Here is a 25,779-nt window from a genome sequence, read left to right as displayed (position 1 = left end):
CATGCGTATCAGAGCCCCGCAATCCACCCTGCTGATTGTCGACATTCAGGAGCGCCTGCTGCCGGCTATTCTCGACGGCGCCAGCATGATCGAACACACCGCCTGGCTGCAGCAGATCGCGCGGCATGTCGGCGTGCCGGTGCTGATCACCGAGCAGTACAGCAAGGGGTTGGGGCCGACCGCAGCCGTACTTCGCGAAGGCGTGGAGGCCGAGTCCATCCTGGAAAAGATGGAATTCTCCTCGGCTGCCGACGGCGAACTGTTCAAGCTTCCCGGCGGGGATCGCAAGCAGTTCGTGATCTGCGGCTGCGAAACCCATGTCTGCGTCATGCAGACCGTGCTCGACCTGCTGGAACACGGCTCCCAGGTATTCGTGGTCGAGGAAGCGGTCAGCTCCCGCCGCGCCTCCGACAAGGAGCTGGCGTTGCAGCGCATGCGTCAGGCCGGCGCACAGATTGTCTCGCGCGAAATGGTTGCCTTCGAATGGATGGAGCGCGCCGGCACCGACCTGTTCAAGTCCATCAGCCGTGAATTCATTCGCTGAGCCGAACGGCAGCCAGTACCCGTCCACTGCAGGGACTGCACTGGCGGATTTTGATAAGGTCCGCCTCCTTACAGCACGTCCCGCTGTATCAAGTACCGATGGAGTATTGAATGACTGACGAGTTTGCCGGCTGGCTGGACTGGCTCAGAGCCCACCCCGAACTGCAAACGCTGGTCGCCTGTGCCGCACTGATCTTTGCCGCCTGGCTGTCCAACTGGATCGTCAAGCGGATCCTGGTACGCGGGCTCTATGGCCTGCTGCGCCATGCGCGCGATGCCGAATTGCAGGATTTTGGCATCATCAAACGGCTGTCCAATATCGTCCCGGCACTGGTGCTATCGGTCGGTATCAATGCCGTGCCGGGGCTTCCGGAAGCGGCAGTGACCGTGGTGCGCAACGTCTGTGGCGGCTTTATCGTGCTGACCATCGCCCTCGCCCTGGGCGCGGTGATGGACATCATCAACCTGCTCTACCAGCGCCGCTCCGACGCCCATCTGCACCCGATCAAGGGCTACCTGCAGGTCGTCAAGATCGTGCTCTACGCCATCGCCACCATCCTGATCATCGCCACCCTGATCGACCGCTCGCCGCTGATCCTGCTTTCCGGTCTCGGTGCCATGGCTGCGGTGCTCATGTTGATCTTCCAGGACACCTTGCTGTCGCTGGTGGCCAGCGTGCAGATCAGCTCCAACGACCTGATCCGCGTCGGCGACTGGATCGAAATGCCACAACTCAATGCCGATGGCGACGTGATCGACATTGCGCTGCACACGGTCAAGGTGCAGAACTGGGACAAGACCATCACCAGCATTCCGACCAAGCGCTTCATTTCCGATTCGTTCAAGAACTGGCGAGGCATGCAGGAGAGTGGTGGCCGCCGGATCAAGCGCAGCCTTTTTCTTGACCAGCAAAGCGTGCATTTTCTCAGTGAGGAGGAATGCAAACACCTGCATCGTTTCAGCTTGCTCGAAGACTATCTGGGCGAGAAGCAGCGCGATATCGACGCCTGGAACGCCAGACTGGCCGAGCGTGGGCAGGAGCCGGTGAATACCCGGCGCATCACCAATATCGGCACATTCCGCGCCTACGTCGAACGTTATGTACGCAGCCACCCGGGCATTCATCAGAACATGACATTCATCGTGCGTCAGATGGCACCCACGGCCGATGGGCTACCGTTGGAGATCTACTGCTTCACCAACACCGTGAGCTGGGTGCCTTACGAGGCGATTCAGTCGGATATTTTCGATCATCTGCTATCGATCCTGCCGGAGTTCGGCCTGCGGGTGTTCCAGCACCCGAGCGGGGCGGACATGAGGGGTTGGAGCGAGTCGCTGACGCAGGGTGGCGCACCGGCGCTGCCGCAGCCAGAAAGGCATCCGGCTGAAGCGGCCGGCTAGCTGTAGCGTCGCGAAGACTCAGGCGCTGCCCATGCATCATCCCTGATACATGGGCAACAATCCGCTTCACAACCCCAGCCTACGTCCAAGGCGGAAAAGCTCCGCCCTCCTCCAAGCGACCAATCAGAAGCTCATATCGACCCGCGCCCACCAGGTGCGGCCCGGCTCGTTGATGCGCTCATCCGCCGACAGGCCGATACCGGCATTGCCAGCCTGGTTGAGGTGCTCGCTGTAGGCCTTGTCGAACAGGTTGTCGATACCGGTGCTGAGCTTGAAGTTCTGGTTCAGGCGATAGGCGCCGTTGAGCGAGAACACGCCGAAGCCCGAGCTTTCGTCGAAGTCCTTGCTGGTCACGTTACCCTTGTTCTCGGCTACGCGATTCTGCGCCGCCACCACACGCCAGAGACCGGCAGCGCTCCAGTCGCCCTGCTCGTAGGTCAGGCCCAGCCGCCCTTCCAGTGGCGGCATCTGTGGTAACGCCTCGCCATCGGAGCTGTTCTTGCCCCAGGCGTAGGCCAGGCTGGCATCGGTTTTCCAATTGGAATTCAGGCGATAGCTGGCGCCCAGTTCGCCGCCCATGATGCGCGCGTCGATGTTGTCGGCGCTCGATGTGGACATGCCCATCATGTTGGTCTGGTAGCTGAACAGGATGTAGTCGCGAACCTGGCCGACATAGGCCGACGCCCAAGCATCGAGCGGGCCCTGGCTGTACTGCAGACCAAAGTCCAGCTGGGTGGTCTTTTCGGGCTGCACATTGGCGAAGGCATCGGCACCGCCCGAGAACAGTTCCCAGTAATCAGGGAAGCGCTGGGTATGACCAAGGCCAATATAGGCCGTTGCGGGAAGCGATTGCAGATCATGCTCGTAGCGCAGGAAGCCGCTCGGCAGGTTGTCGCTACGGCTGTCGCCTGCCGACGGGCCTGTGCTGCGGTAATCCCTGGCGGCGGCATGATCCAGGCGTGCGCCGCCGATCACCCGGCGGTCGTCACCCAGCTCACGGGTGAGTTCGCCGAACAAGCCGTAGTTGTGGAAATCGGCATCCTTGTCCCAGGCGAAGCGGTCATGCTCGGTGAGCGTGCCGGTCATCATGTCGTAGCTGGAGTTGCGCTTGCGGTGCTCGTTGCGCTGGGCATCCACACCCGCCACCAGCTCGAAGTCGCTCCACTGCCAGGTCGCGGCGAGCCGCCCGCCCAGGGTACGGCGGTCGACGTTGCTGGCCATGGGATTGGCCATCATGCCCATGCCTGAAGGCGTGCGCAGGCTGTAGTTGTCCATCACGTGATCGGCGTAGTTGTAGTAGACCCGTGCCTCGATCTTCTGCAGCACCTCGCCGATGTTGTCCCGCTCGAAACGCAGGGCGATGCTCTCGCGCTCGAACTGGCTGCCATCCATACCGCGCCCCGCGTAGCGAGCTTCGCCGTCGCCGCGACCGACCGTCAGCTCCAGCAACGTGTCTTCGTCCGGCGTCCAGCCAAGCACCAGGTCGGTACTCCACTTGTCCCAGCGCGAATGAACCCGGTCGCCATTACCGTCCTGGTAATCGTCCGAATCCGAACGATTGGCCAGTAGGCGGATATAGCCCCGCTCGCTGCCCGTGGCGGCATCGATAGTGCGATCGAAACGACCATCGGAGCCCACTAGAAAGCTGGCATCGATGCGCCCGCCCAGCTCGCTGAAGCTTTCAGGTTCGCGCTCGAAGAGAATCGTCGCCGCCGAGTTGCCAGCGCCCCAGAGCACGGTCTGCGGCCCCTTGATGACAGTCAGCGAATCGTAGTTCTCCGGCGTTATGTAGGAGCTGGGCGAGTCCATCCGGCTCGGACAGGCACCGAGCATCTCGGCGCCATTGGCCAGCAGCTTCAGGCGCGAGCCGAACATGCCGCGAAACACCGGATCGCTGTTGGAGCCGCCGCCACGCACGGCGGAGAAGCCGGGGATGGTCTGCAGGTAATCCCCCGCGTCGCTGGCCGGCACCGGCTGGCGCGGAATCTTCGGATCGGTAACCACCGTCAGCGGCGACTGCTGGGCGACGCCTGTGATGACCATCGGCGTGAGTTCGACGGAGTTATGATGATGAGCGTGATCGCCCTGCTCGGCCGCCAGCGCACCACTGGCCAGCACTCCCAGCAGAGCGGCATGGGCGGTCTGCCAACGCAGGCGGGATGATCTGATCGAAAAGCTATAGGACAGGCAAGCACGGGCCTGACGGCCACGAGTATTACGGGTCATGTGAATTCCCACTTCAATGTTTGGGTATAGCCGTGGCGACACGGCTCCAGGCATCAGCTGTGGAAAAACGGGGGAGCGCGTGCGTAGCCGCTGCTGCGACGCAGCGCCGGGATCAGCGGCGCGTCGGGCAGGGAGAGAAAATGCTCGGGCTCATGCCGAGGCAAGGCCAGATCGAGGGCAAGCGTCAGCGGCGGGTTGAGCGTCAGCAGTTCGCAATAACCGCAGAGCTCCAGCGCCGCCAACCAGGCGGGTTCAGTGCCCGATGCCTGCCGGTGATGACCGTGTGCCGGCGAGGACTCATGGCCGGCATGCTGATGGTGCTCGCCCATCGGCGCAGCGGCGGTTTGCGCCGTCTGTATCGCCGAGTACAACGGGCCGACATGAATCATGAGCATGGCGAACAGGCCAAGCCAGATACTTGATGTCGAAAGCCGTTTGCGTGTCACCGGAAAATCCTTGGTTAACAGTGCCTGGCTCTGCTGAACCGGTACCTGATGATCGCACGCTCGGTTTGCCGAAGCGGCTGCGACATGAAGCCGCAAAAGTTTCGAGCAAGCAAGCGCAAGCAAGAACGAAATTATCGGCAGTAAATCTCGCACAACTTACCAAGCAGAGCAGTTCATACCAATTTTCTGGCAACTGTTGCACGACTCAACCAGAAAGGACTAAGTTTTCACCATAACCAGCCGGCAAAACCGGTCCCGATTGCTGTCGCCACGAGCGAGCCCCAAGGAAACGCCATGACCATGCTCAAAGATCCGTCGAAAAAATATCGCGCCTTCGCCCCTATTGATATCCCTGATCGCACCTGGCCGTCGAAGACCATCACCCAGGCGCCGATCTGGCTCAGCTCCGACTTGCGCGACGGCAATCAGTCACTGATCGAGCCGATGGATGCGGCGAAGAAGATGCGTTTTTTCAAGACGCTGGTCGCCGTGGGGGTCAAGGAAATCGAGGTGGGCTTCCCCTCCGCCTCGCAAACCGATTTTGATTTTGTGCGTGAACTGATCGAAGGCGGCCACATTCCCAATGACGTGACCATTCAGGTGCTGACCCAGGCACGCGAAGACCTGATCACCCGCACCTTCGAATCGCTCAAGGGCGCCAAGCAGGCCATCGTCCACTACTACAACGCCACCGCACCGAGCTTCCGCCGCATCGTCTTCAATCAGGACAAGGCCGGCGTGGTGAACATCGCGGTCAGTGCGGCGCAAGTCATCAAGCGCCTGGCCGCCGCGGCGCCAGAGACCAACTGGCGCTTCGAGTATTCGCCGGAGGTATTCAGTTCCACCGAGACCGATTTCGCCATCGAGGTGTGTAACGCGGTGATCGAGGTCTTCCAGCCGACGCCCGCGCAGAAGCTGATCCTCAACCTGCCGGCCACCATCGAGGCGGCCACCCCGAATATCTATGCCGATCAGATCGAATACTTCGGTCGCCGTATTGCCAAGCGTGACAGCGTGCTGATCAGCCTGCACACCCACAACGACCGCGGCACCGGCGTGGCGGCCACCGAACTGGGCCTGATGGCCGGCGCCGATCGCGTCGAAGGCTGCCTGTTCGGCAATGGCGAGCGCACCGGCAACGTCGATCTGGTGACCGTGGCGCTGAACATGTACACCCAGGGTGTCGATCCGCAGCTGGATTTCTCCGACATCGACGCCGTGCGCAAGGTGGTCGAGGAATGCAACCAGTTGCCGGTGCACCCGCGCCATCCTTACGTCGGCGATCTGGTACACACCGCCTTCTCCGGCTCGCACCAGGATGCGATCCGCAAGGGCTTCGCCGTGCAGAAGGCCGACGAGCTGTGGGAAGTGCCCTACCTGCCGATCGACCCGGCGGACATCGGCCGCAGCTACGAAGCGGTGATCCGCGTCAACAGCCAGTCCGGCAAGGGCGGCATCACCTATCTGCTTGAGCAGGAATACGGCATCAGCCTGCCACGGCGCATGCAGATCGAGTTCAGCCAGGTGGTGCAGAAGGAAACCGACCGCCTCGGCCTGGAGATGAGCGCCGCGCAGATCTATGCACTGCTGGAAGCCGAATACTTGCAAGCCGTCACGCCCTACGCGCTCAAGGGTCATCGCCTGCAGGAAGAGAATGGCACCAGCGCGCTTGAAGTGGAGGTGATCAACGAAGGCGCAACCCTGAACCTACGCGGCATCGGCAAGGGCCCGCTGGAAGCGCTGGTCGCGGCACTGCCGGTCAAGCTGGAAATCATGGACTACCACGAGCACGCCATAGGTGCCGGCAGCAATGCCAAGGCCGCGGCCTATATCGAAGTGCGCCTGGATGGTGAGCGCCCGTTGCATGGCATAGGCATCGACGAGAACATCACCACGGCGAGCATCCGCGCCCTGTTCAGCGCATTGAACCGCGCGGTGCGTGAGGCCGAGGCGAAGGCAGCCTGAACCAACGCCGCGAGCCCCAGCGGGCTCGCCACTGCCCACGGAGTGCGCTCCGCGCATCGCATTTATCCGAGCCCAGTGGTGCGCAGAGCGCACCCTACGAGACGCGGGGGCATGGGCGGCGTCGCTATCAAAATGGTGCGAGAAGGTTTCGTCTGGATCTTCCCGCCTTCCAACGAACCATAACCGTGCGGCAACCCGCTTCCGTGTATCCAGCTGCTCGTAGGGGGCGCAGAGCGCACCTTATGAAACGTGTCGCTTCGTTGCTTCAATCCTTTCGACAGTAATCTGTCATTCATCGCGAGAATCGTGCAAACGACGCCGCCGCCATCGGTATAAGCTTGGCCTCTAGCCCGGACATGCAAACACAGGAGCTGCCATGAGCAACGCCAACGGTTACGCCGCCCTTGACCCGAGCACACCGCTCGCCCCTCATTCGTTTTCGCGCCGCGCAGTCGGGCCGAACGACGTGCAGATCGACATCCTTTACTGCGGTGTCTGCCACTCCGACCTGCACACCGCACGCAACGAATGGAACAACACCCTTTATCCATCCGTACCAGGCCACGAGATCGTTGGCCGCGTTGTCGCGGTCGGCTCGGCCGTATCGCGCTTCAAAGCCGGTGATCTGGCCGGCGTCGGCTGCCTGGTCGACAGCTGCCGTAGCTGCTCGTCCTGCGCCGAAGGGCTGGAGCAGTACTGTGAGAACGGTTTCACCGGCACCTACAACGGGTCGGCCTTCGGCGGCAGCGAGAACACTTTTGGTGGTTACTCAGACGTCATCGTGGTGGACGAAAAGTACGTACTGCGCATTAGCCACACCGATAATCTTGCCGCCGTCGCGCCGCTGTTATGTGCCGGCATCACCACCTATTCACCGCTACGCCAGTGGAAGGTCGGCCCGGGGCAGAAGGTCGGCGTGGTCGGCCTCGGCGGCCTCGGCCACATGGCGGTGAAAATCGCTAACGCCATGGGCGCAAAGGTTGTGCTGTTCACCACATCGCCGGACAAGCGGGAAGACGCCCTGCGCCTGGGTGCCTCGGAAGTCGTGGTATCGAAGAACAAGGACGAGATGGCTGCGCATCTGAACAGCTTCGACTTCATCCTCAACACCGTGGCCGCACCGCACAACCTCGATGCCTTCATGGCGCTGCTCAAGCGCGATGCCACCATGACCCTGGTGGGTGCACCGGCTTCTCCCCACCCGTCGCCAAACGTCTTCGGGCTGATCTTCAAGCGCCGCCGACTGGCCGGCTCGTTGATCGGCGGTATCGCCGAGACTCAGGAGATGCTGGATTTCTGCGCAGAGCACAGCATCGTTTCGGATATCGAGATGATCCGCATGCAGGACATCAACGAAGCCTACGAGCGCATGCTCAAGAGCGATGTGAAATACCGCTTTGTCATCGACATGGCCTCGCTCAAGTCCGCCTGAGCCCACCGCTGGCGCGCCGGACCCGAGCGCGCCAGCCACCGCCACCGAACGCACGCCGGGTCTTCCCTCTTTGCAGCCGAGCCGCTAAGGTCGCCGGCCTTCTGCTGAGGAGCCGGCATGCTTTACCTGATCTTCGTAACCCTGCTCTGGGCGTTTTCTTTCAACCTGATCGGCGCTTATCTGGCCGGCCAGGTGGACAGCTATTTCGCGGTTCTCACCCGCGTGGTTATCGCCGGGCTCGTGTTTCTTCCGCTCACCCGCTGGCGCGGCGTTGCGCCGGGCTTCATCGCAGGCGTAACGCTGGTCGGTGCGCTGCAGTTCGGCGTGACCTACCTGTGCCTGTATCTGAGCTTCAACGTCCTGACGGTAGCCGAGGTATTGCTGTTCACGGTCCTCACACCGCTGCACGTCACGCTGATCGACGACGCGCTCAATCGACGCTTCAATCCTTGGGCGCTGCTGGCCGCGGCGGTCGCGGTACTCGGTGCGGGCCTGATCCGCTATGACGGGATTTCCAGCGATTTTCTCGGCGGTTTCCTATTGATGCAATTGGCCAATTTCACCTTCGCCGCCGGGCAGGTTGGCTATAAGCACCTGGCGCAACGCTATCCATCGGATGTCCCGCTCTATCGGCGCTTTGGCTATTTCTTCCTCGGTGCATTGGTAATCGTGCTGCCGGCCTGGCTGCTGTTCGGCGATGCCGACAAATTGCCTGGAACGGCAAACCAATGGGGCGTACTGGTATGGATGGGTGTACTGGCCACGGCGTTAGGTCAATTCTGCTGGAACAAGGGCGCAACCCTGGTGGACGCCGGCACGTTGGCAGTGATGAACAATCTGGCGGTACCGGTGGGGCTGATTCTGAATCTGTTGATCTGGGGTACGGATACAAATCTGCTGCTACTAGCCATCGGCGGGCTGATCATCCTCTCCTCTCTGTGGATTAATCGGCTGGGTCGACGAAGGCTTAATGCCATCATGTAACTTATTGTTCTATATAGATTTTTAATAGATTGCAGGTAATATGACGCGCCCCGCATGGATGCGACTCTCAGCCAGTCGTCGAGATTCCCATGCGTCGTTACAGCCTGCTTCTGCTTGCCCTTCTTTTATCCACTGTCGTTCATGCCGAAGCGCCGCGAACCTTCTACGCGGCGAAGAAGATCGCTTGGACCATCTATGCTGAGCGACCAGTGGATTTCTATTGCCGCTGCGCCTTCAAGGGCAAGCAGATCGACCTGGCGAGCTGTGGCTACATTCCTCGCAAGCAGCCCAAGCGCGCCGCACGCGTCGAATGGGAACACATCGTTCCCGCTTGGGTGATCGGCCATCAACGTCAATGCTGGCAACAAGGCGGTCGCAAGCGCTGCACCTCGACCGATCCGGTTTTCAGCAAGGCCGAGGCCGATTTGCACAATCTGGTTCCGGTGGTCGGCGAGGTCAACGGAGACCGCAGCAACTACGGCTTCGGCATGCTCAGCGAGAAGCCGAGCCAGTACGGCGCGTGCCGGTTCGTGGTTAATTTCAAGCAACGCACCGCGATGCCGCCGGACTATAGCCGTGGCACCATCGCCAGGACCTATCTCTATATGAGCGAACGCTACGGATTGCGTCTGTCGAAACAAGACCGGCGCCTCTTCGACATATGGAATCGCCAGTACCCGGTGAGCGAGTGGGAGCGGTGGCGTAACAACAGCGTCGCGTGTGTACAGGGCAATGCTAATCGCTATGTCGGCACCGTCGACCTACGTCGCTGTGCGAAGTCGATTTCTCGCTCGCCAACGGTAAGCGGCAAACGAGGCTAGATCAGCGCGGCGTGTGTTAGCCGGAGCTTGGAAGCAAGCGTTATGTTCGCTGGAGCGAACAGTACGCATATTGCGCGCCGCCACGCGGGCACTGCATTCTCTGGCCTTGTTCGACTGGCGCTGCTCGGTGCGCTGCTACCGGTTCCGTGCTCGCCTCTACAACCATGAGATTGCGTGCCTCAAACATCCGGAAACGGCTGGATAAACGTCATGCTTTATCGATTCGGCGCCGATGCAGTGTTGCTTCTGCACCTGGGCTTCATCATCTTCGTGTTGTTAGGAGGCCTGCTGGTAGCCTGGAAGCGCGGCTTCCTGGTGCTGCATTTGCCGGCGGTAGCATGGGGCATTTTCGTAGAGCTGACGGGCGGCTACTGCCCTTTGACCCATTGGGAGAATCTGCTGCGGCGGCTAGCGGGCAGTGCCGGGTATGAGGCGAGCTTCGTAGAGCATTATTTGCTGCCGTTGATCTACCCGGATTGGTTGAGCGTACCCGTGCAATACCTGCTGGCTGCCGTGGTACTGCTGGCCAATGTGCTGATCTATGGCTGGTTGGTGGCGCGCTGGCGGCGCAGCACCACGAATACGCCGGGCCCGCGCTGCTAGAACTTCAATTCGAACACGTCGCCGTCGTGGTATGCAGGGAATTTCTCTCGGAACGCCGCCAGGTCACGGGCGCGTAATGTCGTACGGAATACGCCATCGGAATCACCCGCTTCCAACAACGGATCGCCTAGATAATCCAGCACTTGGCTGTCGCCGCTATACGGATAGCCATTGCCGTCTTTTCCAACGCGATTCACCGCCGCGACGTAGCAGAGGTTTTCGATGGCGCGCGCCGGAAGCAGCCGATTCCAGGCATTGCGGCGTGCGGCGGGCCAGTTGGCCGTGTACAGCAGCAGATCGGTGTCGCGAGGATCGCGGCTCCACACGGGGAAGCGCAGGTCGTAGCAGATCAAGGGCCGCACACGCCAACCCTTGAGCTCGAATAGCGCCTGCTGGTCGCCAGCGGTGTAGTGCTTGTGCTCGCCAGCCATGCGGAACAGATGGCGTTTGTCGTAGTGCGATATCTCGCCGTTCGGCCGCACCCAGAGCAGACGATTGCGGTGACTGCCGTCCGCGGCCTCGATGATGACGCTACCGGTGATCACCGCGTCCATACGTGCCGCCTGCTCTCGCAGCCAGCTGTAGGTCGGACCTTCTTCCGGCTCGGCCAGCTCCGACGAATTCATCGAGAAGGCCGTGGTGAACATTTCCGGCAACACGATCAGATCGGCACCGCGAGCCTGCTCCAGCAACTCATCGAAGCGCGCATGATTGGCGCTGGCGTCCTGCCAGACGAGTGTGGTCTGGATCAGCGCCAGTTCGAGATCAGGCAAGTCGTTCAGATCGCGCATAGTCGTTCGGCTGCCTGGCGCAGCGTCTCCTCTCGTTTGGCGAAGCAGAAGCGGACCAGCCGCGATTGGGCTGGAGGCGTCTGATAAAAAACCGAAATCGGGATGCTCGCCACACCGTGTTCACGCGTGAGCCATTCGGCCATGGCCACGTCGTCGAGATCCGGACGGATCGCCGAATAGTCGGCAAGCTGGAAATAAGTGCCCGCCGCGCGGGTGAAGCTGAACCGCGAGCCGGCCAGCAGATCGCAGAACAGATCGCGCTTTGCCTGATAAAACGCTGGCAGCTCACTCAGGTGCTCGGGATGGGCGGCCATGAAATCCGCCAATGCCCATTGCAACGGCGTAACGCCGGTAAAGCTGACGTACTGATGCACTTTGCGTAGTTCGGCGCTCAATCCGGCTGGCGCCACTACGTAACCAGTCTTCCAGCCGGTGACGTGGTAGGTCTTGCCGAAGGAGCTGACGACGAACGCCCGCTGATACAACTCGTCATGGCGCAGCACGCTGGCGTGCTCGCGGCCATCGAAGATCAGATGTTCATAGACCTCATCGCTGAGCAGAAAGATGTTCCTGTCGCGCATCAACTCGGCCAGACGGTCCAGATCTGCGGCCTCGATCAGCGCGCCGCTCGGATTGTGCGGCGTATTCAGCACGATCATGCGGGTACGTGGCGTGATCGCATCGGCCAACTTCTGCCAATCGATGGTGAACTCCGGCAGGCTCAGCGGCTGATGAATGCAGATGCCACCGGCCAGTTCCACCGCCGGCTCATAGCTGTCGTAGCAGGGATCGAAGACGATGACTTCGTCGCCCGGGCGCACCACCGCGTGAATGGCGCAAAAGATCGCCTGGGTCGCGCCTGGCGTAATGGTGACTTCGCTATCGGCGCTCACCTGCCGTCCATACAGACGTGCGACTTTCAACGCCACCTGCTCGCGTAATGCCGGCAAACCGGTCATCGGTGCGTACTGGTTATGTCCGGCCATGACATGACGAGCCACCGCCGCGCGCAGTGCATCGGGCCCGTCGAAATCCGGGAAACCTTGAGACAGATTCAGCGCACCGGTCTGAGCCGCAAGCTGCGACATGGTGGTGAAGATGGTAGTGCCGACATCGGGCAATTTACTGATGAGCATGACGGGCTTCCAACAGGCCTGCCGTACGGGTCTTCGACAGGGGCAAACAGCATAGCCGATCAAGGCCGCTCGAGACGAGGGTGTCCAGAATGACAACCTCGGCTGTACAGTTGGTGCGACCGCGCGCAACGCCAGCCCCACAGCCCGTTGCCTGCTGATACTCACCAAGGAGTTCGCTATGCCTATCCAACCTGCCAGCCATTCCTGGAACGACCTGCGCGACCAGGCCGAACGGGCGCTTAGGAAGGAGCCGATCCTGGAAAGCATTGTTCAGCAGGTCGTGCTCGACCATCCGGATTTCGGCTGCGCACTCGCCTATCGCGTCAGCCGCACGCTGGCAGATACGTCGGAACAAGCGAATGCGCTGTTCGACCGCTTCGCCAGCGAGCATCGCATGGCCCCGCTGCTAGGCGAAATGGCCTGGCGCGACCTGCAGGCGATCGTCAGTCGCGATCCTGCTTTCGACACCGCGCTGGAAGTGCTCCTGTTTTCCAAGGGATTCCTTTCCCTACAGGCCTACCGTATCGGGCATCGGCTGCATCAACAGGATGAGCGATTGCTGGCAATGTTCATCCAGGCACGCTGCAATGAACGTCTGGGCATCGACATCAATCCGGCCAGCCGGCTGGGCAGCGGAATCATGCTCGACCACGGTACGGGAATCGTCATCGGCGAAACGGCCGAGGTGGGCGACGACGTTTCAATCCTGCAAGGCGTGACGCTGGGCGGTACCGGCAAGGAAAGCGGCGACCGTCATCCGAAGGTGCGCAGCGGAGTGCTGATCGGCGCGGGCGCTAAGATCCTGGGCAATATAGAAATTGGCGAAGGCGCCAAGATCGGTGCGGGCAGCATCGTGCTGCACCCCGTTGCGCCCCACACAACCGTGGTGGGCAACCCGGCTCGCCAGGTTGGCAAGCCGAGGCACGCACGACCAGCCCTGGATATGGACCAGACGTTCGACGAGAGCTAGGGTCTGTTGCCATTTCGTGCGCGACCGCGCCGGAGCCTATGGAATCAGCGCTTCTTGTCCCGACGCTTCTTCTCGGCCTTCTTGTGGTGCGACATGAGGCGGCGCTTCTTGTTTACCTGACGATCGGTGAGGGTGTTTTTCTTGCCCTCGAACGGGTTTTCACCGCCCTTGTATTCGATGCGGATCGGCGTGCCGACCAGCTTCAGAACGCGCCTGTAGGTATTTTCCAGGTAGCGCGTGTAAGACTTGGGAATCGCGTCGACCTGGTTGCCGTGAATAACGATCAGCGGCGGGTTGGCGCCCCCCAAGTGTGCATAGCGCAGCTTGATTCGACGGCCAGCGACCATGGGCGGCGCATGCTCGCGCACGGCATCCTCAAGGATCTGGGTCAGACGGCTGGTGGGCCAGCGAGTAACGGCCGAGGTGAACGAGGCCTGCACAGACTTATATAGATTGCCAACGCCGGTGCCGTGCTTGGCTGAAATGAAGTGGATGTCGGCGAATTCGACGAAAAATAGCCGGCGCTCCAACTCCTTCTTCACGTAATCCTTTTCACCGAGCTCCATGCCGTCCCACTTGTTCAGCGCGATGACCAGGGCACGCCCGCTGTCCAGCACGAAGCCGAGCAGGTTGAGGTCATGCTCGACCACGCCTTCGCGCGCATCCATGACGAAGATCACCACGTTGGCATCCTGGATCGCCTGCAGTGTCTTGACCACGGAGAATTTTTCCACCGCCTCGAAGATCTTGCCACGACGCCGCACGCCTGCGGTGTCGATCAGGGTGTACTTCTCCTCGCCACGCTCGAAGGGAATGTAGATGCTGTCGCGGGTGGTGCCGGCCTGGTCATAGACGATGACCCGCTCTTCGCCAAGCATGCGGTTGACCAGCGTTGATTTGCCGACATTGGGGCGCCCGATGATGGCGATCTTGATGCCGTCCTTTTCGCTCGGCCCGGGAATACGCTTGAGCTCCTCGCCCTCGGCAACCGTCTCGCCCTCACCCTCGTCGCCCTCGGTTTCTTCTGCGTTGTCCTTCGGAAACGCGCCGAGTGCCTGTTCCAGCATATGACTGATACCGCGGCCATGGGCTGCTGCGATCGGCAGCGCATCGCCGAGACCCAGCGGGCTGAACTCGGCCCGTGCGATGTCGGGATCGATGCTGTCGACCTTGTTCACCACCAGGAAGTGGCGCTTGTTCATCCGGCGCAGATGCTCAGCGATCATCTGGTCGCCCGGCGTCATGCCGGCGCGCGCGTCGACCATGAACATCACCGCATCGGCTTCCTCCATGGCTTGCAACGACTGCTCGGCCATCTTGGCATCGATGCCTTCTTCGTCCCCGGTCAGACCACCGGTATCGATAACGATATAGGTGCGGCCCTGCCATTTGGCCTCGCCGTACTGGCGATCTCGGGTCAGACCGGCGTACTCCGCGACGATGGCGTCACGGCTTTTGGTCAGGCGATTGAAAAGGGTGGATTTACCGACGTTCGGGCGGCCCACCAGGGCGATTACGGGAACCATACGGCTCTCCACTGCGATATTTCAGAAAACACGAAGGCCGCTGCAAGGCAGCGGCCGAATATTAAGCGTTCCGCCCAGCGGAACAGCAGGCTATGACGGGGCGGTCAATCCGCCTGGCGAATGGTCAACGCGACCAGCTTCCCGCCATTGCCGTAGGCATACAGCCAGTCACCCTCGACAACAGGCCGCGCACGCACACCATCGCTATCGATGCGAGTACGCGCCACGAAGCGACCATCGACCTGACTCAGGAAATGCAAATAACCTTCCTTGTCGCCGACCGCCACATAGCTGGAAAATACGGCTGGCGCGGATAGCTGGCGGCGAGCGAGCTCGTCGTTCGTCCAGAGCACCGTAGTCGAACGTTCATCGATTCCGATAACCGAGCCATCGGCCTGACTGAGATAGACACTACCGTAGCCCATCGCCACACCGGACGAGGTGGAGGCATCCCGCTGCCAGAGTATGCGGCCGCTTTGCAGATCCAGCGCAGCGACGCGTCCCTGGAAGGAGGCGACATACAAGGTTTCGCCTGAAAGCAGCAGACCGCCATCGATATCCACGACGCGTTCGAGTTCGGAACGGCCTTGCGGAATAGCTACGCGCTGCTCCCAGACCGGCAGACCACGACGAGTATCCAGCGCCACGACTTTGCCGCTGGAAAGCCCGGCAATGGCCAGTTGATTGGTTAGTAGCGGAGCACCGGTACCGCGAAGAGTCAGCACCGCCGGGGTGCTTTCATAACTCCAACGCTGCTCGCCGGTGTCGATATCCAACGCGATGACGCGGTCATCCTGAGTCTGAACGACCACCACGTCTCCATTGACTGCCGGTGCGGCGAGAATCTCGCTGCTAACCCGACTGCGCCAACGCTCTTCACCGGTCGAGACATCGAGCGCCAGGACTTCGCCGCGCAGGGTGCCTACCAGTACCAAGCCGTAACCAGCACCCACCGCGCCGGAGATCGGCATTTCCAGATCACTTTTCCAGTTGACCTTACCGGTCATGCGATCCATCGCTACGACGAGCCCTTCGACGTCAGCGGCGAATATCTCGTCACCGTAGACGACAGGTGTTAGCAGATTGTAGGTCTCACCCTGGCCTTCACCGATCGAACGATCCCACTGTTTGCTCAGCTCGATCTCGGCATCGAACTTGACCAGCTCGGCGGGTTCGGGTTCTTTCTTGTCATTGCTGCTGCAACCAGCAGCCAGGACGGCCAAGGTCAGCAGTGCGGCAGTTTTCCAACGCATCAATTCATGCCTCTCCACGAGCCAGGTCGTCCAGTTTCAGCTGCAGACCGCCGATTGCGGCATCTTGTGACAGCACTTCTTTGGCCTTGGTATAGGCAGCATGGGCTTCGTCATATCGCCCCAGCCTGACCAGAAGATCGCCTCGCAACTCTTCACGACTGGCAGCAAATGCTTTCAGAGCCTCGCCTTGCAGCAACGCGAGCCCCTCTTCGGCCTTATCCTGTGCGGCCAGAATGCGAGCGAGGCGCTGGCGGGCCAGTTCTTCGAGCGTCTTGTCGGCGGGCTTGTCTAACACACTCCGCAACTCTGTTGCGGCTTCATCGAGACGGCCGGACTCTACCGCCACTTTGGCTACGAAGAGGCTGCCGTACTGCGCGTACTGCGTGCCGGCAAATTCTTTCTGCAGCAGATTGCCCAGGCGCGAAACTTCGGCGGTATCCACCGCCCCCTCATTCAGCGCGGCATTGAGCAGCTGTTGATAGACGGCCGAGGCGTTATGCGCCTGATTGAGTTGATGCTTTTGCCAGAACTGCCAACCAAACACCAGCACCAGCGCGAGTATGCCTCCCAGTAGCAAAGGCTTGCCGTTACGCTGCCACCAGTCCTTGATTTGCGCCAGCTGTTCTTCTTCGGTACCCGAGGTCACACCGTCACTCCTTTCAATCGCTGAATTCAGACCTGTCCGATCAATCCAGACAGGCAGCCAGACGCTCGGGTAGAGCATCCCAGGCAATGCTTTGTTGTTCGCTGTCGTCGCGCAGCGGCTTGCAACCTACCACGCGCGCGGCCAGTTCGTCGTCACCCAGAATCAGCGCGAAACGTGCCCCGCTCTTGTCAGCCTTCTTGAACTGACTTTTGAAGCTGCCGCCGCCGGCGTTGACCAGCAGGCGAAGACCAGGCAAGGCGTCACGAAGGCGCTCGGCCAGAGCCAGCGCGGCAAGCTCAGCAGGCTCGCCGAACGCGCAGATGAATGCGTGCGCTGGCTGGTTGAGCTCTTCCGGGACCAGCTCAAGCGTTTCCAGCAGCAGCACCAGGCGTTCGATGCCCATTGCAAAGCCCACGCCCGGCGTTGGTTTACCGCCAAACTGGCTGACCAGGCCGTCGTAACGGCCACCCGCACACACCGTGCCTTGTGATCCCAGTTTGTCGGTTACCCACTCGAATACGGTGCGGCCGTAGTAATCCAGGCCACGCACAAGCTTTGGGTTGATCTGATAAGCGATGCCTGCTGCTTCGAGACGGGCCTTGAGCCCTTCGAAATGAACACGAGACTCATCGTCCAGGTAGTCATGCAATGTCGGCGCATCAGCCAGCAAAGCCTGAGTCTGAGCATTCTTGCTATCCAGAATGCGCAAGGGATTACTGGTCAAGCGGCGCTGGCTATCTTCGTCAAGCTGTTCGAAATTCTGCTGCAGGTAGCCGACCAAAGCATCACGATAGGTCGCGCGCGCCTCGCTGGAGCCTAGGCTGTTCAGCTGCAGCGTGACCGCGTCGGACATGCCGAGCTTCTTCCACAGTCGGGCCGTGAGTACGATCAATTCGGCATCGACGTCGGGGCCGGGCTGATTGAACACCTCCACGCCAATCTGGTGGAACTGACGATAGCGACCCTTCTGCGGCTTCTCATAACGGAACATCGGACCGGCATACCAGAGTTTCTGCACCTGACCGCCACCGGTCATGCCATGTTCGAGCACGGCGCGGACGCAGCCGGCCGTGCCCTCGGGGCGCAGGGTCAGCGACTCCTCGTTACGATCGAGGAAGGTGTACATCTCCTTATCGACCACATCGGTTCCCTCGCCAATGCCGCGGGCGAACAGGTCGGTGAACTCGAGGATGGGCAGGCGGATCTCGCTGTAACCATAGCTGTCCAGCAGACGCGCAAAAGCCGATTCCAGATAGCGCCACACCGGCGTCTGCGCCGGCAGAATATCGTTCATGCCACGAATGGCTTGCAGGGACTTGCTCAATTCGGTTCCTTAATCAGCCACGCACAATCAGCGCGGCGTCAGCCTCGGCCTTCTCGCTGGCCTTGCGACGAATCAGCTGTTCCAATTCGTCGACCAGATTTTCGTTGTTCAGCTTCTGCGCCGGCTTGCCGTCGATGTAGATGAGGTTGTTGGGCGTGCCGCCGGTCAGACCGATATGCGCTTCCTTTGCTTCTCCGGGACCGTTCACGACGCAACCGATCACCGCCACATCCATCGGCACCAGCAAATCGTCCAACCGCCCTTCGAGTTCGTTCATGGTCTTGACCACATCGAAGTTCTGCCGCGAGCAGCTCGGGCAGGCGATGAAGTTGATGCCACGCGAGCGCAGACGTAACGATTTGAGGATATCGAAACCGACCTTGATTTCTTCCACCGGGTCGGCCGCAAGCGAAATACGGATGGTGTCGCCGATACCTTCGGCCAGCAGCATGCCCAGCCCTACCGCAGACTTCACCGTCCCGGAGCGCAAGCCGCCAGCTTCGGTGATGCCCAGATGCAGCGGCTGCTCGATCTTGTCTGCCAGCAGCCGGTACGCGGCAACGGCCATGAACACATCGGAGGCCTTTACGCTGACCTTGAAGTCTGGGAAGTTCAGCCGGTCGAGGTGCTCGACATGGCGCAAAGCCGATTCCACCAACGCCTCGGGTGTCGGCTCGCCGTATTTTTTCTGCAGATCTTTTTCCAGCGACCCGGCATTAACGCCAATGCGGATCGGGATTCCGCGGTCGCGTGCGGCTTCGACCACGGCCCGCACACGATCTTCCCGACCGATGTTGCCGGGGTTGATGCGCAGACAATCGACGCCAAGCTCAGCCACACGCAGGGCAATCTGATAGTCGAAATGGATGTCGGCCACCAGCGGCAAACCGACGCGCTGCTTGATCTTGCCGAACGCCTCAGCCGCATCCATCGAGGGCACCGAGACCCGAACGATGTCCGCACCTGCATTCTGCAGCCGCTGGATCTGCGCGACAGTCGCGTCGACGTCGCAGGTTTCGGTATTGGTCATGCTCTGCACGGCGATAGGCGCATCGCCACCGACCGGTACGCTGCCAACCCAAATCTTTCGGGTGTGGCGGCGCTTGATGGGGGATTCACTGTGCATAATTACTGTCCGAGCTTGAGTCGCGCGGTCTCGCCACGCGTTTTGCCAGAAAGATTGACGGCTTCCCCGTTGAAGCTGACTTGCACACCGGAGGCAAAGCCCAGGTGCAGGTCCAGCGGGGTCTGGCCAACCAAAGTGCGACTGCTGCCAGCCTTTTCCAACCCGCTGTAAAGCACCTTGCCGTTCGCATCGGTTACTCGGGTCCAGCAGTCAGCGGTGTACTCAAGCGTCAGGCGACCTTCTCCCGGCACGATCGGCTCCGCTTCGGCCCCTGGAGCCACTGCAACATCGGGTGGGGCGGGCGCGGCGGATACCTCAGCGGAAGAAACCGGCTCGCCCTGCTCCGCAGGCGCTTCAATAGGCATCTCGGCTGCCGGCTGTTCGTCCGACGACAGGGTTACAGTTTCAGAGCTCTGTCCTTGGTCACTCACCGTAGGCGGCACTGAATCAGTCGGCTCGTCGATAGCAAGCTCAGCCGGATCCTCGGCTCGATCCAGCATATGAATCTCAGTGGTACCGTCGGCCGCCTCGACCTCGATCCGCTCCAGTGCCGTGACCGATGGGCCCGACTCGTTACGAGCCGATCGGTCCTGCCACCAAAAAAAAGCGCCGGCGCCAATAACAAGCGTCAGAAGAAACGTGAAGAAGCGCACCATGCTGCGCGACAAGCGCACGGGCTGATCAATATGACCCAGGCTGTTGACGCTGCTACCACTCGCATCCGTACCAGTATGCTGATCGAACTGCTGCACTAACAGAGCCTGATCCAGCCCCAGGAGCTTGGCATATGCCCGAACGTAGCCGCGCGCAAACGTATGGCCAGGCAGCTGACTGAAGTCACCGGCCTCGATCTGGATGAGCGAGCGCTCCGACAGATTGAGCTGTTTCGCCACCGAAGAAATCGACCAGTCCTTGCTTTCCCGCGCGGCGCGGAGCGTCTCGCCTGGGTTGGCCAGTGTCGGGGCAGCGGCTTCTGAATGTGGCGCTATCATCGTTGCTCCGAAAGAAACTGTTGATATTCAGGCGTACCTGGGTACAGGCGCTTGAGTTGCAGGCCGAGGCTTGCTGCTTGATCCCGGTCCTGATGAATCCTTGCCAGACGAATACCCAGCAGCAAACTGCGGGCGTTCTGCTCGGAAAGACTACTGAATCCGTCGTAATAACGTTTTGCCGGCACGTACTGCTGGGCCTCGTAGGCCAATAGTGCAAGTTCGAGAAGAGCCCGTGGCTGACGGCTGTCGAGGCGAAGAGCGCGAGTGAAATAGGCTTCGGCCTGCTCGCGCTGGCCGAGTTTCAGCGCAGTCATGCCCATGTTCTGAAAGACATGCGAGCGCTCGGGATAGAGGTTATCCTCGGACGCTTTCGCAAAACGCTCCATGGCTTCTTGATAACGTTTCTGCTCGAACAGGAAACTGCCGTAGTTGTTCAAGATACGTGCATCGTTGCGGCTGGATAGTGCCTTACGGTAATGCTCGTCGGCCAACTGGTATTCCATCTCGTTCTGAAATACGAGAGCCAGCGCCGCATGGGCGTCCGCACTACCTGGATCCAGCTCGAGCGCCTTGCGCAGCGGCGTCTTGGCACGCGAGCCCTCACCTTGCTGCAAATAGCCGATGCCAAGCTGAATATAGGCATCTCGCGCTTCGTTACGCCCTTCAGAGGTTTGCAACGGATTACCCGTCCCGGAAGATACACAGCCAGCCATGAAGCCGGCAAAGACAAGCAGCAGCGCAACGCGCACGGTCATCAGCAATATCCCCTCCTCAGGAACGGTTGGAAGCAACGGACGCCGTCACTGGCTCGGATTGCAACTCACGCACCGCGATATAGCGCTCGCTACGACGCGTCCGATCCATCACCTGACCCACCAGCTGGCCGCAGGCTGCATCGATATCCTCGCCGCGAGTGGTACGCACCGTTACATTGTGCCCAGCTTTATGCAGGATGTCCTGGAAACGGCGGATGGCGTTGTTGCTCGGCCTCTCATATCCGGAATGCGGGAAGGGGTTGAAAGGGATCAAATTGATCTTGCAGGGGATTTTCGCCAGCAACGCGATCATTTGCTCGGCATGCTCGGGCTGATCGTTGACACCTTGCAAAAGCGTGTACTCGATGGTGAGCACGCGCTTCTCGCCCAGATTCGAGATATAGCGCTGGCAAGCAGCAAGCAGCATCTCCAATGGGTACTTCTTGTTGATAGGCACCAACTGGTCACGCAGCGCGTCGTTCGGCGCATGCAGCGACAGTGCCAGCGACACGTCGATGACTTTGGAGAGTTCATCGATCATCGGTACGACACCGGATGTCGAGAGCGTCACCTTGCGCTTGGAAATGCCATATCCCAGGTCATCCATCATGATCTGCATGGCGGCGACGACGTTGTCGAAGTTCAGCAAAGGCTCGCCCATGCCCATCATCACCACGTTAGTGATGGCGCGATCGACTTTCGCCGGTATGGTGCCGAACGACTTGTTAGCAATCCACACCTGACCGATCACCTCGGCTGCCGTGAGGTTGCTGTTGAAACCTTGTTTGCCGGTAGAGCAGAAACTGCAGTCCAGCGCGCAACCAGCCTGCGAAGAAACGCACAGCGTGCCCCGCCCGTTCTGCGGAATGTATACGGTTTCGACACAACTGCCCGAGGCGACGCGAACCACCCATTTGCGGGTGCCATCGCTGGAAATGTCCTCGCTGACGATTTCCGGGCCGCGTATCTCGGCAGAGGCCTTGAGCTTTTCGCGCAAGGCCTTGCCGATATTGCTCATGGCGTCGAAATCATCGACGCCAAAGTGGTGAATCCACTTCATGACCTGACCGGCACGAAAGCGCTTCTCCCCTATTGAATCGAAGAAGCTTTCCAACTGAGGCTGGGTTAGCCCCAGCAGGTTTACTTTACCGGTCGTAACAGTCATTGAATTCACCTTCGCCTGATCAGCGAATGCGGGCGCACACTTCGGTGGCGGAGAAGAAGTAAGCGATTTCGCGCGCAGCAGAGGCTTCGGAATCGGAACCGTGAACAGCATTTTCGTCGATGGAAACAGCGAAATCGGCGCGAATAGTGCCCGGAGCGGCTTCCTTCGGGTTGGTGGCACCCATCAGCTCACGGTTCTTGGCGATGGCGTCTTTACCTTCCAGCACCTGAACGATGACCGGACCGGAAACCATGAAAGCGACCAGATCCTTGAAGAAGCCACGCTCACTGTGCTCGGCATAGAAACCGCCAGCTTCACGCTCGGACAGTTGGACCATCTTCGAAGCGACGACGCGCAGACCAGCCTTCTCAAAACGGGAGGTGATTTCACCGATTACGTTCTTGGCGACAGCGTCAGGCTTGATGATGGAAAAAGTGCGTTGCAGGGCCATTTGAAAACTCCAGAAATCGACAGGTTAAAGCAAACGAGTAAACCCGCGAATTATACGCGGGTCGGGAAGGAAAATATAAGAGCAGCCGGGGAGCTGAAGACGATAATAGCGCGGGAAGCTTAATGCCAAACGGGCGTCTCAAGCACCGCAGGGTGGGCTTCAGCCCAGCAGAGCCCTCCCGACGTCGATGCCGGCGGGTTGAGCCTACCTTACCCAAAACTTGCAGCTCGCCGCTGATCTAGATTTCTTCGATCCAGGCAGCCTGGATGGCTTCGAGCACTTTCTCGCCACCGCGATTCGGATCGTCCGAGAAATCTGGCAGCTCAACCACCCAACGATGCAGCTCGACGAAATTCACATAGCGAGGATCTACATCCGGCTTGCATTCGGCCAGTTCGATTGCGATGTCCAGCACATCGGCCCATTTAAGCGCCATGGTTCACCTCGCCCTCAATGGCCTTCGGAAACTTGATTGATGGTGTACTTCGGAATCTCGACCACCAGATCGGCATCCGTAACGGCCGCCTGACAGGACAGCCGGGAGTTGGGCTCGAGCCCCCAGGCCTTGTCCAGCATGTCGTCTTCCAGCTCATCGGAAGCTTCCAGCGAGGCAAATCCTTCACGGATCACAACGTGGCAGGTGGTACATGCACAGGATTTTTCACAGGCATGCTCAATATCGATACCGTTTCGCAGCGCGGCATCGAGCACCGTTTCACCGGGCTGCGCATCCACTACAGCCCCTTCCGGACAGTGGTCAGCATGGGGCAGGAAAACAATCTGCGGCATCTGGGTCATTCCTCGATATCGTTAAGCCGCCGTCCAGCCAGTGCAGCCTTGACGGTGGAATCTAGCCTGCGCGCGGCAAAGGCATCGGTAATCTGGCTCAGGCGCTTGATTTGACGCTCGATGGCAACGCCGTCGTGACCATCAAGCAGCTCACGCAGCGCATGCATCTGCGATTCGATCGCGACGCGTTCCTCATCGCTGAGCAAACGCTCGCCATCTACAGCCAAGGCAGAGTCGACCGCCTCGAGCAGCCGCTGCGCATCGACCAGCTGTTCACGTAGCGCCCGAGCAGCCTTGTCTTCGCCGGCCTTGTTAAAAGAATCTTCCAGCATGCGGGTGATTTCGCCATCGGTCAGCCCATACGAGGGCTTCACCTGAATGCTCGACTCGACGCCGGATGCCAATTCACGAGCCGATACGCTGAGCAACCCGTCGGCATCGACCTGAAAGGTAACGCGAATCTTCGCCGCGCCCGCCACCATCGAAGGTATGCCACGCAACTCGAAGCGAGCCAGCGAGCGGCAGTCGGCGATAAGCTCGCGCTCGCCTTGCAGCACGTGGATCATCATGGCCGACTGACCATCCTTGTAGGTGGTGAACTCCTGCGCACGTGCAACCGGAATCGTGGTGTTGCGCGGGATGATCTTCTCCATCAGACCGCCCATGGTCTCCAGCCCCAGAGACAACGGGATCACGTCGAGCAGCAGAAGCTCCTCTCCATCACGATTGTTGCCTGCAAGGGTTTCGGCCTGGATCGCCGCGCCGATGGCAACGACCTGATCGGGATCGATATCGGTCAGAGGATCTCGACCGAACATCTCGCCAACCCGTTCACGAACTCTCGGCACCCGAGTGGAGCCGCCGACCATTACCACCGCATGAACATCTTCCAACTCGACAGCCGAATCCCGTAGCGCGCGCCGGCAGGACTTGAGGCTGCGAGCAATCATCGGATCGATGAGCTCGTTGAAGGTCGCGCGCGTCAGAACGCCCTGCCAACCGCCATAACACACCTCGACGGACTCGGCATCGCTGAGCCGCTCCTTGGTATCACAGGCGATTTTCAATACTGCGCGCTGCGCGCCTGGATCGAGATCCTCGGATGCCCCCGCCTGGGCGAGAATCCAGCCGGCGATCGCATGGTCGAAGTCATCACCGCCAAGGGCGGTATCGCCCCCGGTCGCCAGCACCTCGAACACACCTTTCGTTAGGCGCAGAATTGAGATATCGAAGGTTCCGCCACCCAGATCATAGATAGCCACGACGCCCTCGGCCTCGCGATCAAGACCATAAGCAACGGCTGCGGCGGTCGGCTCGTTGAGTAGACGCAGCACATTGAGATTGGCCAGCCGCGCAGCGTCCTTGGTGGCTTGCCGTTGCGCATCATCGAAATACGCAGGAACAGTGACCACAGCACCAACTAGCTCACCACCCAGCACGGCCTCAGCGCGCTCGCGCAAGGTGCGAAGAATTTCGGCAGATACCTCAACCGGACTCTTGGCGCCCTGTACCGTCTCGATAAAAGGCATTTGCGATTGCCCTTCGCTGAACTGATAAGGCAGTTGCTCACCCAGCTGCTTCACATCGCCGATACCGCGACCCAACAGACGTTTGACCGACACAACGGTATTCAATGGGTCACTGGCGGCTGCGCTCTTGGCAGCACGTCCCACCTCAACGTGGTCAGCGTGATAACGCACCGCGGACGGAAGAATCACCTCACCGTCGGCATCGGCCAGCGGCGCCGTAACGCCACTACGCAGGGCCGCGACGAGTGAATTGGTAGTTCCGAGATCGATACCAACCGCCAGGCGGCGCTGGTGAGGCTGCGGGCTTTGTCCGGGTTCAGCTATCTGAAGTAAGGCCATGTCTGTCTGATATCGGGCGCAGCGCCTGGCGCTACGCGGGGTTAATCGTCGAGGCGCTCTTCCAACTGGCGCACTTCATGTGCCAGCTTGTCGAGAAACTGCATTCGGCGCACCAGCCGTTCCGCCTCCTCGCGCTGCGATTCATCCCGCCATATATGGGCGAACGAATCATTGAGTTCCTGCTGAACGGCTTTCAGGCGAGCCTTGAAGGAAACGACGCCGTCGAGATTCCCATCGTCATACAACTCTTCGAGCTCTTCACGCCACTGCATCTGCTGCATCAGAAAGGCAGGATCCTGGACGGTAGCCTCAAGCGGCATATCCCGCCCCTGCAGCGTTAGCAGATAACGGGCCCGCCGGGGCGGGCTTTTCAACGTTTGAAAAGCCTCGTTGAGATTCGCCGAGCGCTCTATGGCGTGACGCTGCTCTCTCTCGCCAGCGTCAGCGAACCGATCCGGATGAACCTTGCGTGCAAGCTCGCGATAGCGGGACGAGAGCGCCTCGATATCAATATCGAAAGCCGGCTGCAGCTCAAACAGCGCGTAGTGACAGGGAGTTCCCACAGC

General features: G+C 60.3%; 25 protein-coding genes. 8 read left to right on the top strand and 17 right to left on the bottom strand.

Going from position 1 to position 25,779, the window contains the following annotated elements; genetic code table 11:
• Position 1: 1 nt before the first annotated feature.
• Together V6943_RS08420 and V6943_RS08415 are read left to right on the top strand one after the other, a co-directional pair.
• On the top strand, positions 2-544 hold the full coding sequence (locus V6943_RS08420) for a hydrolase (RefSeq protein WP_340553199.1): 543 nt from the start codon (positions 2-4) through the stop codon (positions 542-544).
• 110 nt (positions 545-654) lie between these two features.
• A complete protein-coding gene (locus tag V6943_RS08415) occupies positions 655-1,944 on the top strand; it encodes a mechanosensitive ion channel family protein (protein ID WP_340553198.1) in 1,290 nt (429 codons plus the stop codon).
• Between the two features lie 123 nt (positions 1,945-2,067).
• Here V6943_RS08415 and V6943_RS08410 read toward each other — a convergent pair whose 3' ends face one another.
• A complete protein-coding gene (locus V6943_RS08410) occupies positions 2,068-4,170 on the bottom strand; it encodes a TonB-dependent copper receptor (RefSeq protein ID WP_340553197.1) in 2,103 nt (700 codons plus the stop codon).
• 53 nt (positions 4,171-4,223) lie between these two features.
• Positions 4,224-4,616: a DUF2946 domain-containing protein gene (locus V6943_RS08405; RefSeq protein WP_340553196.1), complete on the bottom strand. Its 393-nt coding sequence runs from the start codon at positions 4,614-4,616 to the stop codon at positions 4,224-4,226.
• A 294-nt stretch (positions 4,617-4,910) separates the two neighbouring features.
• Between V6943_RS08405 and leuA the strand changes: the two genes are divergently transcribed.
• From leuA to V6943_RS08380, 5 genes are all read left to right on the top strand, one after another.
• Positions 4,911-6,581 carry a 2-isopropylmalate synthase gene (gene leuA, locus V6943_RS08400; RefSeq protein WP_131651213.1) on the top strand — a complete coding sequence of 557 codons (1,671 nt, stop codon included), beginning with the start codon at positions 4,911-4,913 and terminating at the stop codon, positions 6,579-6,581.
• A 376-nt stretch (positions 6,582-6,957) separates the two neighbouring features.
• Positions 6,958-8,013 carry an NAD(P)-dependent alcohol dehydrogenase gene (locus V6943_RS08395; protein ID WP_131651212.1) on the top strand — a complete coding sequence of 352 codons (1,056 nt, stop codon included), beginning with the start codon at positions 6,958-6,960 and terminating at the stop codon, positions 8,011-8,013.
• 117 nt (positions 8,014-8,130) lie between these two features.
• Positions 8,131-8,997, top strand: coding sequence for a carboxylate/amino acid/amine transporter (locus V6943_RS08390; RefSeq protein ID WP_340553195.1), 867 nt, complete (start codon positions 8,131-8,133; stop codon positions 8,995-8,997).
• A gap of 89 nt (positions 8,998-9,086) precedes the next feature.
• The gene (locus V6943_RS08385) at positions 9,087-9,818 is read left to right on the top strand and encodes an endonuclease (protein WP_340553194.1); all 732 of its coding nucleotides are present in this window, start codon (positions 9,087-9,089) and stop codon (positions 9,816-9,818) included.
• Between the two features lie 210 nt (positions 9,819-10,028).
• A complete protein-coding gene (locus tag V6943_RS08380; RefSeq protein WP_340553193.1) occupies positions 10,029-10,421 on the top strand; it encodes a DUF2784 domain-containing protein in 393 nt (130 codons plus the stop codon).
• Here the strand turns inward: V6943_RS08380 and V6943_RS08375 are convergent.
• Positions 10,418-11,212 (bottom strand): amidohydrolase, encoded by a 795-nt coding sequence (locus tag V6943_RS08375; protein ID WP_181101672.1) that lies wholly within the window; start codon positions 11,210-11,212, stop codon positions 10,418-10,420. The two genes, V6943_RS08380 and V6943_RS08375, sit on opposite strands and share 4 nt — an antisense overlap.
• Positions 11,200-12,348: a pyridoxal phosphate-dependent aminotransferase gene (locus tag V6943_RS08370; protein ID WP_340553192.1), complete on the bottom strand. Its 1,149-nt coding sequence runs from the start codon at positions 12,346-12,348 to the stop codon at positions 11,200-11,202. The genes V6943_RS08375 and V6943_RS08370 overlap by 13 nt, the downstream gene beginning before the upstream one ends.
• A gap of 178 nt (positions 12,349-12,526) precedes the next feature.
• Here V6943_RS08370 and cysE point away from each other — a divergent pair, with 178 nt between their 5' ends.
• Positions 12,527-13,318, top strand: a complete 792-nt coding sequence (cysE, locus tag V6943_RS08365) for a serine O-acetyltransferase (protein ID WP_340553191.1) — start codon at positions 12,527-12,529, stop codon at positions 13,316-13,318.
• A gap of 44 nt (positions 13,319-13,362) precedes the next feature.
• Here cysE and der read toward each other — a convergent pair whose 3' ends face one another.
• From der to hscB, 13 genes are all read right to left on the bottom strand, one after another.
• Positions 13,363-14,844: a ribosome biogenesis GTPase Der gene (der, locus tag V6943_RS08360; protein WP_181101678.1), complete on the bottom strand. Its 1,482-nt coding sequence runs from the start codon at positions 14,842-14,844 to the stop codon at positions 13,363-13,365.
• Positions 14,845-14,948: 104 nt separating this feature from the next.
• On the bottom strand, positions 14,949-16,097 hold the full coding sequence (bamB, locus tag V6943_RS08355; RefSeq protein WP_340553190.1) for an outer membrane protein assembly factor BamB: 1,149 nt from the start codon (positions 16,095-16,097) through the stop codon (positions 14,949-14,951).
• A 4-nt stretch (positions 16,098-16,101) separates the two neighbouring features.
• A complete protein-coding gene (locus V6943_RS08350; protein ID WP_181101682.1) occupies positions 16,102-16,743 on the bottom strand; it encodes a YfgM family protein in 642 nt (213 codons plus the stop codon).
• Positions 16,744-16,783: 40 nt separating this feature from the next.
• Positions 16,784-18,067: a histidine--tRNA ligase gene (hisS, locus tag V6943_RS08345; protein WP_340553189.1), complete on the bottom strand. Its 1,284-nt coding sequence runs from the start codon at positions 18,065-18,067 to the stop codon at positions 16,784-16,786.
• 13 nt (positions 18,068-18,080) lie between these two features.
• Positions 18,081-19,193: a flavodoxin-dependent (E)-4-hydroxy-3-methylbut-2-enyl-diphosphate synthase gene (ispG, locus tag V6943_RS08340; protein ID WP_340553188.1), complete on the bottom strand. Its 1,113-nt coding sequence runs from the start codon at positions 19,191-19,193 to the stop codon at positions 18,081-18,083.
• A gap of 2 nt (positions 19,194-19,195) precedes the next feature.
• Positions 19,196-20,185, bottom strand: coding sequence for a RodZ family helix-turn-helix domain-containing protein (locus tag V6943_RS08335; RefSeq protein WP_340553187.1), 990 nt, complete (start codon positions 20,183-20,185; stop codon positions 19,196-19,198).
• Positions 20,182-20,940 (bottom strand): type IV pilus biogenesis/stability protein PilW, encoded by a 759-nt coding sequence (gene pilW, locus V6943_RS08330; RefSeq protein ID WP_181101690.1) that lies wholly within the window; start codon positions 20,938-20,940, stop codon positions 20,182-20,184. The genes V6943_RS08335 and pilW overlap by 4 nt, the downstream gene beginning before the upstream one ends.
• 16 nt (positions 20,941-20,956) lie before the next feature.
• Complete coding sequence (gene rlmN / locus V6943_RS08325) at positions 20,957-22,105, bottom strand: 23S rRNA (adenine(2503)-C(2))-methyltransferase RlmN (RefSeq protein ID WP_131651199.1); 1,149 nt, start codon at positions 22,103-22,105, stop codon at positions 20,957-20,959.
• 19 nt (positions 22,106-22,124) lie between these two features.
• Positions 22,125-22,556 (bottom strand): nucleoside-diphosphate kinase, encoded by a 432-nt coding sequence (gene ndk / locus V6943_RS08320; RefSeq protein WP_340553186.1) that lies wholly within the window; start codon positions 22,554-22,556, stop codon positions 22,125-22,127.
• 238 nt (positions 22,557-22,794) lie between these two features.
• Positions 22,795-22,992, bottom strand: a complete 198-nt coding sequence (gene iscX, locus V6943_RS08315) for a Fe-S cluster assembly protein IscX (protein ID WP_131651198.1) — start codon at positions 22,990-22,992, stop codon at positions 22,795-22,797.
• A 14-nt stretch (positions 22,993-23,006) separates the two neighbouring features.
• A complete protein-coding gene (gene fdx, locus V6943_RS08310) occupies positions 23,007-23,345 on the bottom strand; it encodes an ISC system 2Fe-2S type ferredoxin (protein WP_131651268.1) in 339 nt (112 codons plus the stop codon).
• Positions 23,346-23,350: 5 nt separating this feature from the next.
• Entirely contained in the window at positions 23,351-25,213 is a 1,863-nt protein-coding gene (hscA, locus tag V6943_RS08305; RefSeq protein WP_340553185.1) for a Fe-S protein assembly chaperone HscA, read from the bottom strand.
• Positions 25,214-25,254: 41 nt separating this feature from the next.
• Positions 25,255-25,776, bottom strand: coding sequence for a co-chaperone HscB (gene hscB / locus V6943_RS08300; protein WP_340553184.1), 522 nt, complete (start codon positions 25,774-25,776; stop codon positions 25,255-25,257).
• Positions 25,777-25,779: the final 3 nt, after the last annotated feature.

The sequence above is a fragment of the Pseudomonas sp. CBC3 genome (assembly GCF_037967085.1).
GTDB lineage: Bacteria > Pseudomonadota > Gammaproteobacteria > Pseudomonadales > Pseudomonadaceae > Stutzerimonas.
The sequence above is the reverse complement of the archived record's forward strand: the minus strand, read 5'-3'. Positions and strand labels throughout refer to the sequence as shown.

Excerpts from the sequence above, each read along its gene's own strand:
- V6943_RS08420 (WP_340553199.1), top strand. The coding sequence starts at position 2 with ATGCGTATCAGAGCCCCGCAATCCACCCTGCTGATTGTCGACATTCAG.
- V6943_RS08415 (WP_340553198.1), top strand. The coding sequence starts at position 655 with ATGACTGACGAGTTTGCCGGCTGGCTGGACTGGCTCAGAGCCCACCCC.
- V6943_RS08410 (WP_340553197.1), bottom strand. The coding sequence starts at position 4,170 with ATGACCCGTAATACTCGTGGCCGTCAGGCCCGTGCTTGCCTGTCCTAT.
- leuA (WP_131651213.1), top strand. The coding sequence starts at position 4,911 with ATGACCATGCTCAAAGATCCGTCGAAAAAATATCGCGCCTTCGCCCCT.
- V6943_RS08395 (WP_131651212.1), top strand. The coding sequence starts at position 6,958 with ATGAGCAACGCCAACGGTTACGCCGCCCTTGACCCGAGCACACCGCTC.
- V6943_RS08390 (WP_340553195.1), top strand. The coding sequence starts at position 8,131 with ATGCTTTACCTGATCTTCGTAACCCTGCTCTGGGCGTTTTCTTTCAAC.
- V6943_RS08385 (WP_340553194.1), top strand. The coding sequence starts at position 9,087 with ATGCGTCGTTACAGCCTGCTTCTGCTTGCCCTTCTTTTATCCACTGTC.
- V6943_RS08380 (WP_340553193.1), top strand. The coding sequence starts at position 10,029 with ATGCTTTATCGATTCGGCGCCGATGCAGTGTTGCTTCTGCACCTGGGC.
- V6943_RS08375 (WP_181101672.1), bottom strand. The coding sequence starts at position 11,212 with ATGCGCGATCTGAACGACTTGCCTGATCTCGAACTGGCGCTGATCCAG.
- V6943_RS08370 (WP_340553192.1), bottom strand. The coding sequence starts at position 12,348 with ATGCTCATCAGTAAATTGCCCGATGTCGGCACTACCATCTTCACCACC.
- cysE (WP_340553191.1), top strand. The coding sequence starts at position 12,527 with ATGCCTATCCAACCTGCCAGCCATTCCTGGAACGACCTGCGCGACCAG.
- der (WP_181101678.1), bottom strand. The coding sequence starts at position 14,844 with ATGGTTCCCGTAATCGCCCTGGTGGGCCGCCCGAACGTCGGTAAATCC.
- bamB (WP_340553190.1), bottom strand. The coding sequence starts at position 16,097 with ATGCGTTGGAAAACTGCCGCACTGCTGACCTTGGCCGTCCTGGCTGCT.
- ispG (WP_340553188.1), bottom strand. The coding sequence starts at position 19,193 with ATGCACAGTGAATCCCCCATCAAGCGCCGCCACACCCGAAAGATTTGG.
- V6943_RS08335 (WP_340553187.1), bottom strand. The coding sequence starts at position 20,185 with ATGATAGCGCCACATTCAGAAGCCGCTGCCCCGACACTGGCCAACCCA.
- pilW (WP_181101690.1), bottom strand. The coding sequence starts at position 20,940 with ATGACCGTGCGCGTTGCGCTGCTGCTTGTCTTTGCCGGCTTCATGGCT.
- rlmN (WP_131651199.1), bottom strand. The coding sequence starts at position 22,105 with ATGACTGTTACGACCGGTAAAGTAAACCTGCTGGGGCTAACCCAGCCT.
- ndk (WP_340553186.1), bottom strand. The coding sequence starts at position 22,556 with ATGGCCCTGCAACGCACTTTTTCCATCATCAAGCCTGACGCTGTCGCC.
- iscX (WP_131651198.1), bottom strand. The coding sequence starts at position 22,992 with ATGGCGCTTAAATGGGCCGATGTGCTGGACATCGCAATCGAACTGGCC.
- fdx (WP_131651268.1), bottom strand. The coding sequence starts at position 23,345 with ATGCCGCAGATTGTTTTCCTGCCCCATGCTGACCACTGTCCGGAAGGG.
- hscA (WP_340553185.1), bottom strand. The coding sequence starts at position 25,213 with ATGGCCTTACTTCAGATAGCTGAACCCGGACAAAGCCCGCAGCCTCAC.